13 protein-coding genes are annotated in these 17,418 nt (G+C 70.7%); 10 read left to right on the forward strand and 3 right to left on the reverse strand.

Translation table 11 applies throughout. The features are described 5' to 3' along the window. The first annotated feature begins 86 nt into the window (after positions 1-86). The 5 genes from C503_RS41570 to C503_RS46385 all read left to right on the forward strand — a co-directional run bounded on the left by C503_RS41570 (position 87) and on the right by C503_RS46385 (position 7,018). A complete protein-coding gene (locus C503_RS41570; protein WP_018686280.1) occupies positions 87-641 on the forward strand; it encodes a Uma2 family endonuclease in 555 nt (184 codons plus the stop codon). Continuing rightward, positions 638-3,886 (forward strand): ATP-dependent helicase, encoded by a 3,249-nt coding sequence (locus C503_RS0131820; protein ID WP_245572635.1) that lies wholly within the window; start codon positions 638-640, stop codon positions 3,884-3,886. The genes C503_RS41570 and C503_RS0131820 overlap by 4 nt, the downstream gene beginning before the upstream one ends. A gap of 46 nt (positions 3,887-3,932) precedes the next feature. Then, complete coding sequence (locus tag C503_RS0131825) at positions 3,933-5,297, forward strand: ribosomal protein L7/L12 (RefSeq protein WP_018686282.1); 1,365 nt, start codon at positions 3,933-3,935, stop codon at positions 5,295-5,297. A gap of 202 nt (positions 5,298-5,499) precedes the next feature. Then, the gene (locus C503_RS0131830; RefSeq protein ID WP_018686283.1) at positions 5,500-6,564 is read left to right on the forward strand and encodes a potassium channel family protein; all 1,065 of its coding nucleotides are present in this window, start codon (positions 5,500-5,502) and stop codon (positions 6,562-6,564) included. 34 nt (positions 6,565-6,598) lie between these two features. Next, the gene (locus tag C503_RS46385; protein WP_018686284.1) at positions 6,599-7,018 is read left to right on the forward strand and encodes a hypothetical protein; all 420 of its coding nucleotides are present in this window, start codon (positions 6,599-6,601) and stop codon (positions 7,016-7,018) included. 201 nt (positions 7,019-7,219) lie between these two features. Here C503_RS46385 and C503_RS0131840 read toward each other — a convergent pair whose 3' ends face one another. Beyond that, positions 7,220-8,194 carry a neutral zinc metallopeptidase gene (locus C503_RS0131840; protein ID WP_156893652.1) on the reverse strand — a complete coding sequence of 325 codons (975 nt, stop codon included), beginning with the start codon at positions 8,192-8,194 and terminating at the stop codon, positions 7,220-7,222. A gap of 363 nt (positions 8,195-8,557) precedes the next feature. On the opposite strand from C503_RS0131840, the gene C503_RS0131845 reads away from it, so the two are divergent. The 5 genes from C503_RS0131845 (at position 8,558) to nudC (ending at position 15,580) form a co-directional block, all read left to right on the forward strand. Next, positions 8,558-10,288: a DUF2207 domain-containing protein gene (locus tag C503_RS0131845; protein ID WP_026316905.1), complete on the forward strand. Its 1,731-nt coding sequence runs from the start codon at positions 8,558-8,560 to the stop codon at positions 10,286-10,288. A gap of 115 nt (positions 10,289-10,403) precedes the next feature. Beyond that, positions 10,404-11,600 carry a hypothetical protein gene (locus C503_RS0131850; protein ID WP_018686287.1) on the forward strand — a complete coding sequence of 399 codons (1,197 nt, stop codon included), beginning with the start codon at positions 10,404-10,406 and terminating at the stop codon, positions 11,598-11,600. A gap of 128 nt (positions 11,601-11,728) precedes the next feature. Beyond that, positions 11,729-13,033 carry a M16 family metallopeptidase gene (locus tag C503_RS0131855; protein WP_018686288.1) on the forward strand — a complete coding sequence of 435 codons (1,305 nt, stop codon included), beginning with the start codon at positions 11,729-11,731 and terminating at the stop codon, positions 13,031-13,033. After that, entirely contained in the window at positions 13,030-14,391 is a 1,362-nt protein-coding gene (locus tag C503_RS0131860; protein WP_018686289.1) for a M16 family metallopeptidase, read from the forward strand. The genes C503_RS0131855 and C503_RS0131860 overlap by 4 nt, the downstream gene beginning before the upstream one ends. A gap of 205 nt (positions 14,392-14,596) precedes the next feature. Continuing rightward, a complete protein-coding gene (gene nudC, locus C503_RS0131865; protein WP_018686290.1) occupies positions 14,597-15,580 on the forward strand; it encodes an NAD(+) diphosphatase in 984 nt (327 codons plus the stop codon). Here nudC and C503_RS0131870 read toward each other — a convergent pair. Both C503_RS0131870 and C503_RS0131875 read right to left on the reverse strand, forming a co-directional pair. Then, positions 15,564-16,919, reverse strand: coding sequence for a GntT/GntP/DsdX family permease (locus C503_RS0131870; RefSeq protein ID WP_018686291.1), 1,356 nt, complete (start codon positions 16,917-16,919; stop codon positions 15,564-15,566). The genes nudC and C503_RS0131870 overlap by 17 nt on opposite strands. Further along, positions 16,916-17,410, reverse strand: a complete 495-nt coding sequence (locus tag C503_RS0131875) for a gluconokinase (protein ID WP_033401273.1) — start codon at positions 17,408-17,410, stop codon at positions 16,916-16,918. The genes C503_RS0131870 and C503_RS0131875 overlap by 4 nt, the downstream gene beginning before the upstream one ends. Positions 17,411-17,418: the final 8 nt, after the last annotated feature.

Raw genomic sequence — 17,418 nt, forward strand, 5'->3', positions numbered from 1 at the left:
GGGGTTGGGGGTGTTGTCGGCGCTCGAACAGGTGATCGAGGGTTGTGGGGGTGGAGTTTGGGGTTTCGCGAGGTAGATTGACTCGTATGAGTTCGATACAGGCCCACGGCGGACGGCGGCTGACGCTGCAGCAGTTCGCCGACTTGCCCCCGGAGAGCTCGTTCATCCACGAACTCGACGAAGGCATCCTGCGCGTGAGTCCACGGCCGGTCAAACTCCACCAGTTGGCGCTGGGGAGACTCTTCACCCAGATCGAAACCCAGCTGCCGCCAGAACTTCTGGTCTTTCCCGAGATCGATGTCGACCTTGGTCTTGAGCCGCCCACGGTGCGGGTCCCGGATCTCACTGTCACCGCCACGACAACGGTCTACGACGACACCTTCACCGCCGCGAAGGACGTGGTGCTAGTGGTCGAGGTCGTCTCGCCCGGGTCAAGGCGGGTCGACCTGCTGACCAAGCCCGAGCAGTACGCTCGTGCGGGAATCCCGCACTTCTGGCGGGTCGTGCCGGGGTATCCCATGTCCGTGACGGTCTTTGACCTGGTGGATGGCAATTACCAGGAGGTCATGCACGTTCAGGACGTGCTCAAGGTCGACAGCCCGTGTCCGTTGTTGATCTACCTGGACGCGTTGCTGCCGTGAGTCTTCCGCTGCCTGGGTTGGCGCTGGTCAGTCCTGGGGAACTGGCTGCTGAGCTCGGTCTTGCGCCGCCTACGCGGGAGCAGGCCGAGGTTGTTGCGGCGCCGCCGGAGCCTGCGTTGGTGGTGGCGGGGGCGGGGGCCGGGAAGACCGAGACGATGGCCGGGCGGGTGGTCTGGTTGGTGGCCAATGGGTTGGTCACGCCAGAGAGGGTGTTGGGGCTTACCTTCACTCGGAAGGCCGCGCGGCAGTTGGCCGATCGGGTTCGGGCTCGGTTGCGTAGGCTGGCGGGGTCGCGGTTGCTGGACAAGCTTGATCCCACTGGGGAACGCAAAGCCGCTGTGTTCGCCGGGGAACCTACGATTCTCACCTACCACGCTTACGCGGGCAGGCTTGTTGCCGAGCATGGGTTGAGGCTGCCGGTCGAGCCGGGGGCGCGGTTGCTGACTGAGACGGCGTCCTGGCAGGCCGCGCATCGGGTTGTGTCGACCTGGGGGCAGGATCTCGATACCGACTACGTGCCTGCCACCGTGACCCAATATCTTCTCGCTCTCGCCGGGGAGTTGGCCGAGCATCTTGTCGAGCCGGAAGTGTTGTGGGAGCACGCGATTCGGTTGTGTGCCGCGATCGAGGAAGCGCCGCGGGCCAAGGGGCAGCGGGCGGAGATGTCGCAAGACCTTCGGAAAGTCGTTGTCACGCAACAGTTCCGGATCGCGCTCCTCCCGCTTGTCGCCGCGTACGCCGACCGCAAGCGCAAGGAAGGGGCGTTGGACTTCGGGGACCAGATGTCGCTCGCGGCTCGGCTTGCCGCCGGGCATGCCGAAGTGGTCAAGGGGGAGCGGGAGCGGTTCGGGGCCGTGCTGCTCGACGAGTACCAGGATACCGGGCATTCCCAGCGTGTTCTGCTGCGTTCGCTCTTCGGCAGTTCGCTGGAATACCCGGACGCCGAGCCTATGCCGGTGACCGCCGTCGGTGACCCCGCGCAGGCCATCTACGGGTGGCGGGGCGCGAGCGCGGCGAACCTGCCTCGGTTCACCACCGATTTCCCACAGAAACACGGCGGACGTCGCGAGCCTGCCACGCGTTTCGGTCTGCTCACCAGTTTCCGTAACCCGCCCGAGGTGCTTGCTCTCGCCAACGCCGTCTCCGCGCCGCTGCGTGCGCAGGGACTGGAGGTCGACGAGCTGCGGGCGCGTGACGACGCCCCGCCGGGGGACATTCGGATCGCCCTTCTGTCCGATGTGGACGCTGAGATCCAGTGGATGGCCGACCAGGTGGCTGATCGCTGGCATGCCGCGGTCGAGGCGGAGGGCAAGCCGCCGACCGCCGCCGTGTTGGTGCGGCGTCGGGCGGACATGGCCGATATCGCCACGGCGTTGCGGGCGCGTGGGCTGCCGGTCGAGGTCGTCGGGCTCGGTGGGCTGCTCGACGAACCCGAGGTGCGCGACCTGGTCAGTGCCCTGCGCGTGCTCATCGACCCGCTCGCGGGCACCGCCGCCGCCCGGCTGCTCACCGGGTCTCGCTGGCGCGTCGGGGCCGCCGATCTGGCCGCGCTCTGGGGACGGGCGAGCACGCTGGCGGGTGCCTACGCCACCGAGCCAGGCAACCTGGTGCCCGGCGAGGGCGCCGAACAGGCCGGGCTGGTCGACGCCATCGACGACCCCGGCCCCCCGGCGGCCTACTCCGAGCTGGGCTATCGGCGGGTCCGCGCGCTCGGGCACGAGTTGACCATGCTGCGCCGCAGGCTCGATCAGCCGCTGCCCGAGCTGGTCGCCGACGTCGAGCGGACCATGCTGCTGGACATCGAGGCCACCGCCCGGCGCGGCGGCGCGGGCCGGGCGCACCTGGACGCGTTCGCCGACGTGGTCTCCGACTACGCCCAGGCCGCCCCGGCCGCCAGCCTCGCCGCCCTGCTGGACTACCTGGCCACCGCGGAGAGCGCCGAGGATGGGCTGGAACCGGGCGAGATCCAGGTCGCCGAGGACCGGGTGCAGATCGTCACCGTGCACTCGGCCAAGGGCCTGGAATGGGAGATCGTGGCCGTCCCGCACGTGGTCCGCGAGGTGTTCCCGAGCGGCAGGCGCGGCGGCAGCTGGCTGCGCACGGTCACCGAGCTGCCCGCCGACCTGCGCGGTGACGCCGTCGACCTGCCGAAGCTCAACCTGGCGGGCGCGGCGAACCGCAAGGAGGTCGAGGAAGCCCTCCGCATTCACAACGAGGAGTTCGCCGAACGCGGTTTGTTGGAGGAGCGCAGGCTTTTCTACGTCGCGCTCACCCGCGCCGAACGCACCCTGTTCGTCTCCGGCCATTGGTGGGCGCGCACCGGCTCGAAACCGCGCGGCCCCTCCGAGTTCCTCACCGAACTGTCCGACCACACCGATTTCGTGGACAGCTGGGCCGACGAGCCCGAGGAAGGCTCGGAGAACCCGTTGGCCACCGCCGTGAAGTCGGCCCAGTGGCCCGCCGACCCGCTCCGCGACCGTCGCGACGACGTGGCCACCGGCGCCGCCCTGGTCCGTGCCGAGCTCCAGGCGCTGGCGGCGGGGGCCGAGTTCGACGACCCGCCGGACGATCAGGACGGCTGGGTCCGCGACACCGACGTGCTCCTCGCCGAACGGGCCGCCGCCGCACACCGCGAGCAGGTCACGCTGCCCGACAGCCTCTCGGTCAGCCAGCTGGTCGAGCTCGCCGCCGACCCGCGCGCGCTCGCCCGCAGGCTGCGCAGGCCGCTGCCGTTCCCGCCGAACCCGGTCGCCCGCCGCGGCACCGCGTTCCACGCCTGGCTGGAGCGCCGGTTCGGCTCCCGCGCCCTGCTCGACCTGGACGAGCTGCCCGGCGCGGCCGACGACGACGCCGCCCCCGACACCGACCTGGACACGCTGCGCGAGGCATTCCTGCGCAGCGACTGGGCCAACCGCACCCCGCACGAGGTGGAGGTGCCGTTCTCCACCGACATCGACGGCATCGCCGTGCGCGGCCGGATGGACGCGGTGTTCCTCGACCCCGACGGCGGCTGGACCGTCGTCGACTGGAAGACCGGCCGCGTCCCGGACGACGACCACCTACCCGCGTTGACCGTCCAGCTCGCCGCCTACCGGTTGGCGTGGGCCGGGTTGTCTGGCGTGCCGATCGAGCAGGTCCGCGCTGCCTTCCACTACGTCCGGCATGACACGACACTGCGCCCGGCCGATCTTCTCGACGCCGACGGCCTGCGTGCCCTGCTGCGTTCAATTCCCCACGCGGAGTAATCGCCCCGCACTAGGCTGGTCGCGCAGCCTAGGCAGGGGAGCAGGCATGTCCACGAGGGACGGACTCGCGTCCTGGTCCACCGGGATCCGCAACGACGAACCGGCGTCGGTCGACGCCCTGGACCGGGACAAGATCGCCCGCGCGCTCGGGAACTCGATCATGGTGTGCGAGACGCCGCTGGTGGTCGGCCTCTACGGCTCCTGGGGCACCGGCAAGACCTCGCTCATGCGGCTGGTCGGCAGGCACCTGGAGACCGCCCAGGGCGGGCCGATCACGGTGTGGTTCGACGCCTGGCGGCACCAGTTCGACGAGAACCCGGCCGTGGCCCTGCTGCACACCATGGTGGACAAGCTCGGCCTCGGCGAGGAGGGCCGCAGGCTGCTGGCCGCCATCGCGGGCGCGCTCACCAACGCCGCCCTGCGCGCCATGACGGTGTTCAACGCGACCACCGACTTCAAGGCGTTCGAGAAGCAGTACGAGGAGGAACGCTTCCAGATCCGCGAGAAGCAGGTCCGGCTGCGCGAGCACTTCGAACGCCTGCTCGGCCGGGCCACCGACGACGGCGCGGTCCGGCTGGTGTTCTTCATCGACGACCTGGACCGCTGCCTGCCGGAGAACATCCTCAAGACCCTGGAGGCGCTGAAGCTGTTCCTGAACATGCCCGGCTGCGTCTACGTGCTCGGCGTGGACCGCGAGGCGCTGGAGAACAGCATCAACACCCGCTACAAGGACCGCGACATCAGCGAGCGCTACCTGGACAAGATCGTCCAGGTGCCGTTCAGTTTGCCGCCGGTCTCCACCGACTCGACCACCTCGTTCGTCTGCTCGCTGCTGCCGGAGAGCCTGCACGACATCGCCGCCGACATCGTGGCGGGCCTGGGCACCAACCCGCGCCGGATCAAGCGGTTCGTGAACTCGTTCATCCTCAACGACGAGCTGGCCAAGCAGACCTTCGCAGGCACGGACTACGAGGTGCGCATCCTGGCCGCGCTGCTGGTCGTGCAGTACCAGCGGCCGGACTTCTACAAGGAGATCACCGAGCTGCGCGACGCGCTGGCCCCGGACGACACCGTGGAGAAGACAGTGAACTCGTTGACCGGCGACCGCGCGGTGGGCAGGCTCATCGCCGCCGTGGAGCAGGACGCGCACGCCCTGGACGGGTACATCTACCTGTCCGAGGCGGTCGGCGTCCGGCGGATCGACTTCGACGTGCTGGTCACCGAGATCGGCGAGTTCAAGATCAACCTGATCAAGGTGGTGCGCGAGCACAACGGGGTCGGCCTCAAGGAGGCCAAGGAGATGGTCGAGTCCGACCTGCCCATCATCGTCGGCACCGGCCTGAGCCGGGCGGCGGCGGAGGAACTGGTCGAGCAGATCCGCGGCACCGGCAGCAAGGGCGAGATCAGTTGACCCGGCTGCACGCGTGCGGCTTTCCGGCGACGCCCGCGGCCTGAACCGTTCCGCAATGGACCAGGCTGGTGGCGGGCGACATCGAGACCTGGTTCTGGCTGGTCATCGAGCAGGTCTGAACCGACCCGCGAGCCCTGCGGCGGCCGCGGCGGGCGGCGGCTAACCTTCCGCTGGTGAGTCGGACGGTGTCGGGGGAGTCGCGGTGAACAGGTCATGGCGGTCGGGAGGCGACCTGTCGGCCCGGGCGGAGCACGACCTGGTCGGCATCCTGCGGATGCCGGAGGGCAGCGTCTCCCCGGTCACCTCGATCGTCCGGCGGGTGATCTGGGCGGTGCTCGCCCTGTTCGCCGCGGTGATCATGGTCTACCTGAACCGGGACGGCTACCGGGACGTCAACGGGGACGGCATCTCGTTCCTGGACGCCACCTACTACGCCACGGTGTCCCTGTCGACCACCGGCTACGGCGACATCACCCCGGTCAGCGAGTCCGCGCGGCTGACCAACATCCTGGTCATCACCCCGCTGCGCATCCTGTTCCTCATCGTCCTGGTCGGCACCACCCTGGCCGTGCTGACCGAACGCTCCCGGCAGGCATTCAAGATCCAGAGGTGGAGGTCGAAGGTGCGGGACCACGTGGTGGTCGTCGGCTACGGCACCAAGGGGCGCTCGGCGGTGAGCGCGGTGCTCTCCGACGGGGTCGAACCCAGCCGGATCGTGGTCGTCGACACCGACCAGGCCATGCTCGACGCGGCCTCCCTGCTCGGCCTGGTGACCGTGCACGGCTCCGGCACCCGCTCCGACGTGCTGCGCGTCGCGGGCGTGCCGCGGGCCAAGTCGGTCGTCGTGGCCGCCAGCCGGGACGACTCGGCCGTGCTGATCACGCTCACCGCCCGCGAGATGGCACCGGACGCGCAGATCGTGGCGGCCGTGCGGGAGACCGAGAACGTCCACCTGCTCCGCCAGTCCGGCGCCAACCAGGTCGTCGTCTCCAGCGAGACCGCGGGCAGGCTGCTCGGCATGGCCACGCACACCCCCACCGTGGTCGACATGGTCGAGGACCTGATCACCCCGGACGAGGGCCTGGCCATCGCCGAACGCGAGGTCGAACCCACCGAGGTCGGCGGCTCCCCCCGACACCTGCCCGACATCGTCCTCGGTCTGGTCCGCGCGGGCAGGCTGTACCGGGTCGACTCCAGCGAGGCCGACGCCATCGAGTCCGGCGACCGCCTGCTGTACATCCGGAAGGTCACCCCCGCCGAGGACTGACACTCCCTCTTGCGCGGTCTGCGACGATCCGGGGATGCGAGTCCTCGCCCTTCCCGTCACCGCTGTCAAAGCGGCGATAGTGGGCGTGGTCAGCACAGTGCTCGCGTTGGCGTTGGCGTTCGTGGGACTGCTGGGGCACTGGTCTGTGACCAGCGAAGTACGGACTGTGCAGGCCCGGGTGGTGGTAGCGGTGCCGTGCGATCAGTCGGGGCAGGAACGTGTGTCGTATCCGGGTGGGGAGGCGGCGCTCGATGCTTGTGGGCATTCGGTGGGGGATGAGGTCGAGGTGAGTCTGGGAACGGTCGTGCACCTGGCATCCGCGAACGCCGGTGCGAGCCTGGACGCCCGTCCTATCGGCGTGGTGTTGTTGATCTTCGCGGGTATGGCAGGCGGCGGCATGGCCGAACTACTCCGCCGCCGCACCCCACCCCGGCAGACCGCACAGACCACGTAGCGGCTCGACAGCGTCCGCGTGGTCGCGCCACCGACTCCAGCCACCAGACCACCTCGCCCACCCGACCCCGGTTCTCTTCCCGCCGCCCCAGAACATCCAGCGGACACGCCCCACCCACCCGGGGGGCGAACCCGCCCGATACGCGGAACCCTAGGCGATCCCGGCGGTTGTCAATATCGCCCGACCGTGGCCTGTGGACAACTAGCTCACGTCCCCGGGTTTGGCCGCCCACGTGTTGCACGGCTGAGTCCGGTTCGTCTCGAAGCCCTGTTGCTGCCAAGCACCGTTGTGCTGTTGCGAGCCATGGTCCGCAGGCTCGTTGGGGTCCCAGTCGCCGCGGGTGTAGCCGTCGGCGAGCATTTCCCGGATCACCTGGTCGGAGATGGAGGCGCCGCCGTGTTGGCCGCCCGCGAACCACATGCCGCCGAAGCAGGTCGCCTGTAGTTCCGTGCGGCGGCTCAGTTCCAGGCCCGCCGGGGTCTGGTCGCCCGCCTCGTATATGGCCTCGTGCGAGGCTTCCAGGACGCCGGACATGGACTGGATGTGGTGTCCGAACTCGTGCGCGAACAACGCGAGATAGGCGCCGACCTGGTTGCCGCTCTGGTCGGTCTGCAGGCCGTCGAACGGCATGTACAGCGTCGAGTCCACCGAGCAGTAGAAGGCGGCCCAGTGCGCGCCGCGTTTGCCACCGCAGGCGCTTTCCCAGGTGAACTTCAGGCCGGGGGTCCGGTACGGCAGCCCGGCCCGTTGCAGCACCGGCGCCCACGCCTTGTCGAAGCAGGGGACCGCGGCGGCGAAGAACGCCTGGGTGCTCGCCGGGTCGCTGCGCCAGGCGGGCAGGTTGCAGGTGACCACGTTGACGCCGTTGTTGGGCGAGAACAACGGGTTGTCCGCGAGAGTGACCACCGGGCGCGGGCCCGTTGGGGTGGGGCTGGCGGTCGTGGTGCGCGGGGCCGTGGACGTAGCAGTAGTAGTGCCGCGCGCGGTGGCCGTTGTCGTCGGGGCGGCCGTGGTGATGGTGACGGTGGTGGTGGTCGTGGTGGTCGAATACGTGTATGTGGCCGGGGTCGTGTAACCGACATCCGTGTGGCGGGAACGGCTCGCGGCACTGACAGTGCTCACGGTGACCCGGGCCAACAACAGCCCCACGAAGACCAGCGACAGGATCAGCGCCACCTTCGGCCCGGTCCCCATCCGCTTCGGCGGCGGGCGCCAACCCGGCGGGGGGCCGTACGGCGCGCCGTATCCGGGTGGTGGCGGCCCATATCCGGGCTGTGGCGCGTACCCGGTCGGCCCGTATGTCCTTTGTGGATATTGAGCAGGCTGCTGGGCCGGATACTGCGGCGGGTACGGCGCGGGGAACGGCAGCGGACTGGCCATGGGCGGCGGCGCCACCGGTAACGGTGGCGGCCGGTAGGGGCCTTGCGGGCGCCACGGGCCCATGGGCGGTTGGTGCATCGTTCCCCCGGTCTGGACGGACCCGGTCGATTTGGCCGGACCGGCGGTGAGCATAGGGCCGCTCGGCTATCGTTCGCTGCCGTGTTGACGAAATGGGGGGCCGCCGCCGCGACTGTCGTGGCAGGCGTCACTTTGACCGCGGCGCAGCCGTCGTTTCCGTCGTTGCCGCCGAATCCGCCGAGCATCGACTTCCCGTTGCCCAAGCCGGGCCCGACCGGGACGGCCACGCCGCCGCGGATCGACCCGGTGCCGCCCACCGGGCCGTCCGTGCCGCCGACCCGCAAGCCGGTGGACCCGGTGCTGACGCAGAGCCTGAACCTGCAACTCAAGGTGGAGCGCGACGGCAGGCTGACCGTGCGGGAACAGGTCGTCGTGCAGGCGCGGCAGACCATGACGCGGACCGCGCCGCTGCACATCGGTGACCGGGCCTTCACCGTGCGCGATATCGCGGTGCGGGGCGACGGGACGGCCCAGGTGGTCGACGACGCCCTGGTGCTGCGCCTGAACGGGGGCGCCTCGACCGTCACGTACACGGTGGACGGCGCGGTCGCGGACCTGGGCGACCACCTTGAGGTCCGCTGGCCGGTGGTAAGCGGCTGGGACACCAGGATCAACCGCGTGCGCGCCTCGCTGTTGACGCCCAAGGTGCCGCGCCACTTCACCTGTCTGTCCGGGCCCACGGGCAGCACCGAGCCGTGCCGCAGCGGGGTGATCGACGCGACCGGTGTGCTCCGGGTGGCCGAGTCCGATCTGGACGTCGGCTCCCGGGTCGACCTCGCCGCCGACCTTGAGCCCGGCGCGGTCCCGGTCAACGCCCGGTTCGAGCGGGCGGCCGATGCCGCGTTCGCGCTGACCCCGCTCACCGGCACCGGGCTCGGCCTGGTGCTGCTGTTCCTGGTCGCCGGGTTCGCCGTGTTGTGGCTCGCCCGCGGCCGGGACGCCAAGGCGGTGGCCGCCGAGGTGGCCCCGATCGACCTGCTGGCCCGCGACGGCGACCGGGTCCGGTTCGCCTCGCCGGACGGCATCCTGCCCGGCCAGGTCGGCACCGTCGTGGACGAGCGGGTGGATGCCCGCGACCTGAGCGCGACCGTGCTCGACCTGGCGGTGCGCAACTACCTGTGGATCATCGAGGTGGGCGGCGACTGGCAGATCGTGCGCCGCAACCCGGCCGACGACGCGCTCACGCCCTACGAGCGCGCGGTCTACGACACGATCGTGCCGGACGGCGTCGAGTCGGTGACGCTCTCGGCGCTCCGGGAGACCCCACCGGACCTCGGCCCCGCCCGCGCCGCCCTCTACGCCGACGCCATCCGCCGCGACTGGTTCGGCAGGCACCCGCGCGGGGTCGGCCGCTGGGGGCTGGCAGGCGCGGTCGTCCTGTCCCTGGGCACGGTCGCGACCGTGCTCGCGGCGGCGCTCGGCGGGCCCGCGCTGCTCGGCATCGCGGTGGCGGCAGGCGGTCTCGGCCTGTTGATCGGCGCGCGGCTGGCACCCGCCCGCACCAAACGCGGCAGTGTGCTCGTGCAGCAGGTGAAGGGCGTGCGCGGGTTCCTGCACGCCGCGCGGCCGAACTCCATTCCCGCCGCGGACAGGGAATCGGTGTTCTCGCGGTCGTTGCCCTATGCGGTGGCGTTGGGGGAGACCGAGCGCTGGTTGGCGCAATTCGGTGACCTCGATTCCGCCGCGGACGGCACGCCCGGCTTGTATTGGTACGCCACGCAAGACCAGGCCGCGGCACACGACCAGGCTCGGTTCGTGGCCCAGTTCCAGGCTTTCGTGGCCGCGTTGGACGAGGTGTTCGCCAAACGCTGACCTGATGTGAGCCGATCGCGTTTGATCTACACGGATCTACTCGGGGTGGGCTCGTCAAAGTGGGATTCGCGGTGTACCTTTCGCGCACTTTCATTGGTACGACCGGGGAGGACCATTGCTCACGATCGTGCGCAGAATCGCCCTGACCACCGCCGTTGGCCTCACCGTGGCTCTCGCGGCGTCACCCGCCACCGCCCAGGAGGACCCGGACTACCCGGTCGAGGTCGCCCAGCCGACCCTGGCCGCGGCCACCAGCGTGTGCGACGGCGGCACGGCCGGGGTGGAGGTCATCCTCGACGACCGCACCAAGCCCTACACGGTCACGCTCGCGGGCTCCGGCCTGCCCGCGAAGAAGACCGCATACGACGACGAACACGGCGTCAACCGCGTGCTGTTCACCCCGGTACCGGTCGGTGAGTACACGGTCGGGATCAAGGGCGCCGACGAGCCGTCCGACGGCCTGCCGGTCGTGGTCAAGCCGTGCGCCGACCGCGACCCGGCCAAGGGCGCGCTGAGTGTCGACGTGCAGTGCCGGGGCGGCTGGGGCCTGGCCACCTTCGAGATCGCCAACCCGGGCACCGACGAGGTCCGCGACTACCGTCTCCAGCTCGGCACCCCGGACCAGTACCAGGTCCAGGTGGCGCCCGGGATGTTCCTGAGCATCACCGAGAACCTTTACGACGACGGCGTCTACCGCGCCGTGCTCACCGGCGGCGGCTTGGACGAGCCGCTGGCGCGCACGTTCACGGTGAACTGCGCGGCGGGCAACTCACCCGGCCTGGGCACCTACGCGCAATGTGACGACAAGGCCGACGTGACCACGCCCGCCGTGCTGTGGGTGGAAATCGACAACCCGAACCGGGCGGCGGTCGAGTACACCGTCAGCGCGAGTGGGGCGAGCCGCGCGGTGACCGTGTCCGGCGCAGGCCACGGCAGCGTCGACCTCGGCCCGGTCCCGGCCGGTGACCACCAAGTGGTCGTGCGGGGCTCGGACGGCACCGAGACCGAGACCGGCGTCGCCGTCGACTACTGCGCGGACGTCGTGGTCGACCGGGACGGGCTCCAGGTGTCGACCCGCTGCGTGGCGGGCAAGTCGGTGGTGACATTCCGGTACTACGCCGTCGGTCCGTTCCCGGCCGTGCGGAACTTCAGTGTGAAGGGCGCCGCGCGCTACGACGAGGAGATCCGCTTCGACGGCCCAGGCGTCTACCAGTGGACCCGCTACGCCGGCCGGTTCAAGGACGGCACCTACACCGCACAGCTTGTCGGGGGCGGGTTGCGCACCACCGAGAAGTTCACCGTGGACTGCTAGCTCTGTCCACCCGGGACGGTCCGGCCCCCGAGCCCGGCCGACCCGGGCCGACCTGCGGGATCGGGAGTTGTCCACAGGCGGGCGCCGCGCGGTGTCCGCCTGTGGTCCATCTCCCGTAGGCTCGCGGTGTGACCGTTTCCCAGCCGCTCAGGTACACCCTCGACAACGGCCTGCGGGTCGTCCTCGCGCCCGACGAGACCACCCCGGTCGTCGGCGTCAGCGTGCACTACGACGTGGGTTTCCGCTCCGAGCCGGAAGGTCGGACCGGCTTCGCGCACCTGTTCGAACACCTGATGTTCCAGGGCAGCGAGAGCCTGGAGAAGCTCGCCCACTTCCGGCACGTGCAATCCTCCGGCGGCACGTTCAACGGTTCCACCCATCCGGACTACACCGACTACTTCGAGGTGCTGCCCTCGGCCGCGCTGGAACGGGCCCTGTTCCTGGAGGCCGACCGGATGCGCGCGCCCAAGCTCACCGAGGAGAACCTCCGCAACCAGATCGACGTGGTCAAGGAGGAGATCCGGCTCAACGTGCTGAACCGGCCGTACGGCGGCTTCCCGTGGATCCTGCTCCCGCCGGTCCTGTTCGACACCTTCCCCAACGCGCACAACGGCTACGGCGGGTTCGAGGACCTGGAGCAGGCGACGGTCGCCGACTGCGCGGCCTTCTTCGACACCTACTACGCCCCGGCCAACGCGGTGCTCACCGTCGCGGGCGACTTCACGGTCGACAACGCCCGCGCGCTGATCGAGAAGCACTTCGGCGACGTGCCCGCGCGCCCGCGCCCGGAGCGCCCCTCGTTCGCCGAGCCGCCACCCGCCGCCGAGCTGCGCGCCGACCACCCCGACCCGCTGGCCCCGCTGCCCGCGGTCGCGATCGGCTACCGCATCCCGGACCCGATCGAGGAGCTGGACGCCTACCTGGCCTACCTGCTGCTGGCGGGCGTGCTGGCCGACGGCGACGGCTCCCGCCTGCAGCAGCGCCTGGTCTACGGCGACCAGCTGGTCAGCGAGGTCGGCGCGGGCTGCGGCATGTTCGGCCCGTTCGAGGCCCGCGATCCGGACACGTTCACCATCACCGCCATGTACTCGCCCGAGGTCGACCTGGACACCGTGCTGGTCGCGGTCGACGAGGAGATCGAGCGGCTGGCGGGCACCGCCCCGGAGCAGGCCGAGCTGACCAAGGTCACCGCCCGGTGGGCGGCCAGCCTGCACAAGGAGCACGACCGGATCGTCAGCCGCACGCTGGCGCTCGGCGCGTTCGAGCTGCTCTACGGCAACCCGGCCCTGGTCTACGAGCTCCCCGACCGGATCGCCGCGATCACCCCCGAGGCGGTGTCCGCAGCCGCCAAACAGCTGCGCCCGGACGCCCGCGCGATCCTGACCGTCACCCCCAGCCAGCCCACCGCCGAGACCGCAGGAGACGACCAGTGAGCCGCACCGCCGAGGAGATCGGGCGCACCACCCAGGGCCCCCGCCCCCTCCCGCCGCTCGGCGAGCAGCGCGCGGCGACCAATCTGTCCTCTGTGGACACCGTGCTGCCGAACGGCCTCCGGGTCATCGCGGTGCACCAGTCCACGGTCCCGATGGTCGAGCTCCGCCTCCGCATCCCGTTCGCGAGCGACGCCCCCACGCACGCGGCCACCGCCGAGGTCCTGGCCGCCACGATCCTGACCGGCACCGAACGCCGCGACCGGGTCGCCGTCGACACCGAGCTGGCGCTGGTCGGCGGCGAGCTGTCCGCGGCCGTCGACCCCGAGCTGCTCTCCCTCGGCGGCAACGCCCTGGCCAGCGGCTTCGACACGCTGCTCGCGGTGCTCGCGGACGCCCTCACCGGCGCGGTCCACCGGGACGACGAGGTGGCGGGGGAGAAGGCCCGGCTGATCGAGCGCATCACCGTCGCCCGTTCCAAGCCCAACGTCATCGCCCGCCTGGCCCTCCAACGGCACCGCTACGGCGACCACCCGTTCACCCGCGAGATCCCGGAGGCCGCCGAGGTCGCCCAGGTCCGCCCGGTCGACGTCCGCGCCCTGCACGCGAGCGCGGTGCTGCCCCGGGGCTCGGTCCTGGTCCTGGTCGGCGACATCGACCCGGCCAGGGCCATCGCCGAGGCCGAGTCGGCCCTGCGCGGCTGGCAGTCCCCGGACGCGGCCGTCGTCCTGCCGCCGCTGCCGCACCTGACCCCCGGCGACCTCCAGGTCATCAGCCGCCCCGGCGCCGTCCAGTCCCAGATCCGCCTCTCCGCCCAGGCCGTCCCGCGCACCGACCCGCGCTACCCGGCACTGAAACTGGCCAACCTGGCCTTCGGCGGCTTCTTCTCCTCCCGCCTGGTGGAGAACATCCGCGAGGACAAGGGCTACACCTACCACGCCCGTTCCTACCCGGAGTTCACCCCGGACGGCAGCACCCTGCTGATCGACACGGACACCGCCAGCGATGTCACCGCCGCCGCTCTCCTGGAGATCCGCTACGAGCTCGGCCGGTTCGCCCTGATCGCCCCCGAGCCGTCCGAAGTGGACACGGTCCGCCAGTACGCCGTCGGCTCCCTGCTGACCAGCACCTCCTCCCAGGGCGGCATCGCCTCCCAGCTGGCCGCCCTGGCCGCCGTCGGTCTCGGCCTGGACTGGCTGATCAACCATCCGCTACAGCTCCAGGCCGTGACCGCCGACGAGGTGGCCGCGGCCGCCCAGGAGTTCTTCGCCCCCACCAACTTCACCGGCGTGGTAGTCGGCGACGTGGACAAGCTGGCCCCCCTGAAGAAACTGGGTGGCATCCACTTCCCCGACAAGTAACACCATCGAACCGGCAGGTAGAGCTGGAATCCGCAACCGACGAACAACAATCGTCCAGCCGGAAACCAGCTCTACCGGCCGCCGCCCCCGACCCTCGACAAACGCAACACGCCACCCGATCACTGCTTGATCGGGTGGCGCCCCAGGTGCGATGCCGAAGGCGAGCCGACCCCGAACACGATGCCGCAGGCGAGGCGAACCCCCCGTGACACCCAAGTTCCAGCTCCCCTCCCTCCCCACTCTCTCCCGCTCCACCACCACCCGCAGTGAAGCAACCCGCAAGGCCCCCGACCTCCTGGACCATCTCTGGAAGTCAGGCCACCTCCTCCTGATCGACCCCAAGGGCCGCACCCCGGTAACCCGAGACCTCTCCTCCCTGGCTCTCCGGGAAACCACCGGCGACCGCCCGGACAACGCCTGGCTCCTGGGCGAACTCGACGACATTTCCTACTGGGCCCAGCCAATAGACGTAGAATTGGCACAACTCCCAGCCCCCGCCACATCCTTCACCTTCTGGTCCGGCGCCCAATCCGCCACCGGCGAACAATGGCACGACCTCCGAGGCATCGGCGCCCACCTCGATGGCATCCACGCGGGCATCTTCACCGCCGCCGCAGGCCTGTCCAACTGGCACGCCAGAGCCCGCTTCTGCGCCCGCTGCGGTTCCCCCACCACTGTCACCTCCGCAGGCTGGGCCACGACCTGCACCGGCTGCTCCCGCGAGGAATACCCCCGCACCGACCCGGCCGTCATCTGCCTCGTCCATGACACCGAGGGCCCCAACGGCGAACACGTTCTCCTCGCCACCGGCGCCAACTGGCCCGCAGGCCGCTACTCGGTCCTCGCGGGCTTCGTCGAGACCGGCGAGTCCCTCGAAGCCTGCGTGGAACGCGAGATCGCCGAGGAGGTAGGCGTCCAAGTCCGCGACGTGCGCTACCTCGGCAGCCAGCCCTGGCCCTTCCCCCGCTCCATCATGATCGGCTTCGCCGCCACCGCCGACCGCGACGCCCCCATCACCCCCGCCGACGGCGAGATCGACACCGCCCGCTGGATGTCCCGCACCGAGGTCCGCGAGATCCTGGACCACGGCGGCAGGCACAACGACATCGTGCTGGCAGGCGGCGCCTCCATCGCCCGCCTCATGATCGAGAGCTGGGCTAGTGGTGCGACCACTAGAACACCAGGCTGAGCGGCAGGATCAGCAGGATCCCGACCACCGAGATGATCGTCTCCATGACCGACCAGGTGCGCACGGTCTGCCCGACGCTCAGCCCGAAGTACTCCTTCACCAGCCAGAAGCCCGCGTCGTTGACGTGCGAGAAGAACAGCGACCCGGCGCCGATGGCCAGTGCCAGCAGGGCGGCCTGGGGCGGGGCCAGCCCGACGGCCAGCGGGGCGATGATCCCGGCGGCGGACACCGTGGCGACGGTGGCGGAGCCGGTGGCCAGCCGGATGGCGACCGCGATCAGCCAGCCGAGCAGCAGTGGGGAGAAGTTCGCGTCCTTGGCCAGGCCGGTGATCACGTCGCCGACGCCCGCGTCCACCAGGGTCTGCTTGAACCCGCCGCCCGCGCCGACGATCAGCAGGATGCCCGCGATCGGCGGCAGCGAGGCGGCGACCGAGGCGGACAGCCGGTCCCGGCCCAGGCCGCGGCCGAGCGTGACCATGCCGACCAGCACCGCCAGCAGCAGTGCGACCAGCGGGGTGCCCAGGAAGTCCAACACGGTCCGGGCGGTGGTGCCCTTGGCCAGCAGGATGTCGGCCAGTGCCTTGCCCAGCATCAGCACCACCGGCAGCAGCACGGTGCCCAGCGTGGCGGCGAAGCTCGGCCTGCGCTCGGGCCGTTCCTCCGCGTCCGCCTCGTCGGCCTCCGGCGCGGTCACCGGCACCCAGCGCGCGGCGAGCCGGGCGAACAGCGGCCCGGCGATGATCACCGTCGGGATGGCGACCAGGACACCCAGGCCCAGCGTCAGCCCCAGGTCGGCCTTGAGCGAGTCGACCGCCACCAGCGGTCCCGGGTGCGGCGGCACCAGCCCGTGCAGTACGGACAGGCCCGCCAGCGCGGGGATCGCCAGCAGCATCAACGGCTTGCCGCTGCGCCGGGCGGCCAGCAGCACCACCGGGATCAGCATGACCAGGCCGATCTCGAAGAACATCGGCAGCCCGATCAACGCCGCCACCAGCGCCATCGCCCACGGCAGCTTCCGGCCGGTCGCCTTGCCCAGGATGGTGTCCACGATCTGATCGGCGCCGCCGGAGTCGGCCAGCAGCTTGCCCAGCATGGAGCCAAGCGCGATCAGCACGCCGACCCCGGCCACGGTCGAGCCGACGCCCTTGGTGAAGCTGTCCACCAGCTTGTCCACCGGCATCCCGGCCACCAGCCCGAGTAGCCCCGAGCCAAGCACCAGGGCCAGGAACGGGTGGAACCTGGCCTTGGTGATCAGCACGACGATGAGCGCGATGCCGAGCACCGCCGCCCCGATCAGCCGGGTGTCGTGCCCGGTCCAGCCTGCCGCCAGGGTGGTCATGACGGGGTACCTCCGTCCACATCGGCCAGCGACCGCGCGGCGGCCTCGGCGAGCCGTTCGGGTGCGTCCGCGATGTCCAGCCGGACCCCGCGTTCGCTGTCGGCGAGCGGTTCCAGGTCGGCCAGCTGGGAGTCCAGCAGCGAGACCGGCATGAAGTGCCCGGTGCGCGCGGACATGCGGGTGGCGAGCAGGTCCCGGTCGCCGTCGAGGTGCACGAAGAACACGTTCCCGGCGCCTGCCAGCAGGTCGCGGTAGCCGCGCTTCAGCGCCGAGCAGGTGACCACGCCGCCCCCGTCCCGGCCGCGGCTGGTGATCCACTCGGCGATGGCGTGTAGCCACGGCCAGCGGTCCTCGTCGGTGAGCGGGACCCCGGAGCGCATCTTGGCGATGTTGGCCGCCGGGTGGAACTCGTCCGCCTCGGCCAGCGGTACCCCCAGCCGCGCGGCGAGCAGCGCGGCCACGGTGGTCTTGCCCGACCCCGCGACGCCCATGACGACCA

Source organism: Actinokineospora enzanensis DSM 44649 (assembly GCF_000374445.1).
Lineage (GTDB): Bacteria > Actinomycetota > Actinomycetes > Mycobacteriales > Pseudonocardiaceae > Actinokineospora > Actinokineospora enzanensis.

Excerpts from the sequence above, each read along its gene's own strand:
- C503_RS0131875 (WP_033401273.1), bottom strand. The coding sequence starts at position 17,410 with ATGGGCGTCGCGGGGTCGGGCAAGACCACCGTGGCCGCGCTGCTCGCC.
- C503_RS0131825 (WP_018686282.1), top strand. The coding sequence starts at position 3,933 with ATGTCCACGAGGGACGGACTCGCGTCCTGGTCCACCGGGATCCGCAAC.
- C503_RS0131870 (WP_018686291.1), bottom strand. The coding sequence starts at position 16,919 with ATGACCACCCTGGCGGCAGGCTGGACCGGGCACGACACCCGGCTGATC.
- C503_RS41570 (WP_018686280.1), top strand. The coding sequence starts at position 87 with ATGAGTTCGATACAGGCCCACGGCGGACGGCGGCTGACGCTGCAGCAG.
- C503_RS46385 (WP_018686284.1), top strand. The coding sequence starts at position 6,599 with ATGCGAGTCCTCGCCCTTCCCGTCACCGCTGTCAAAGCGGCGATAGTG.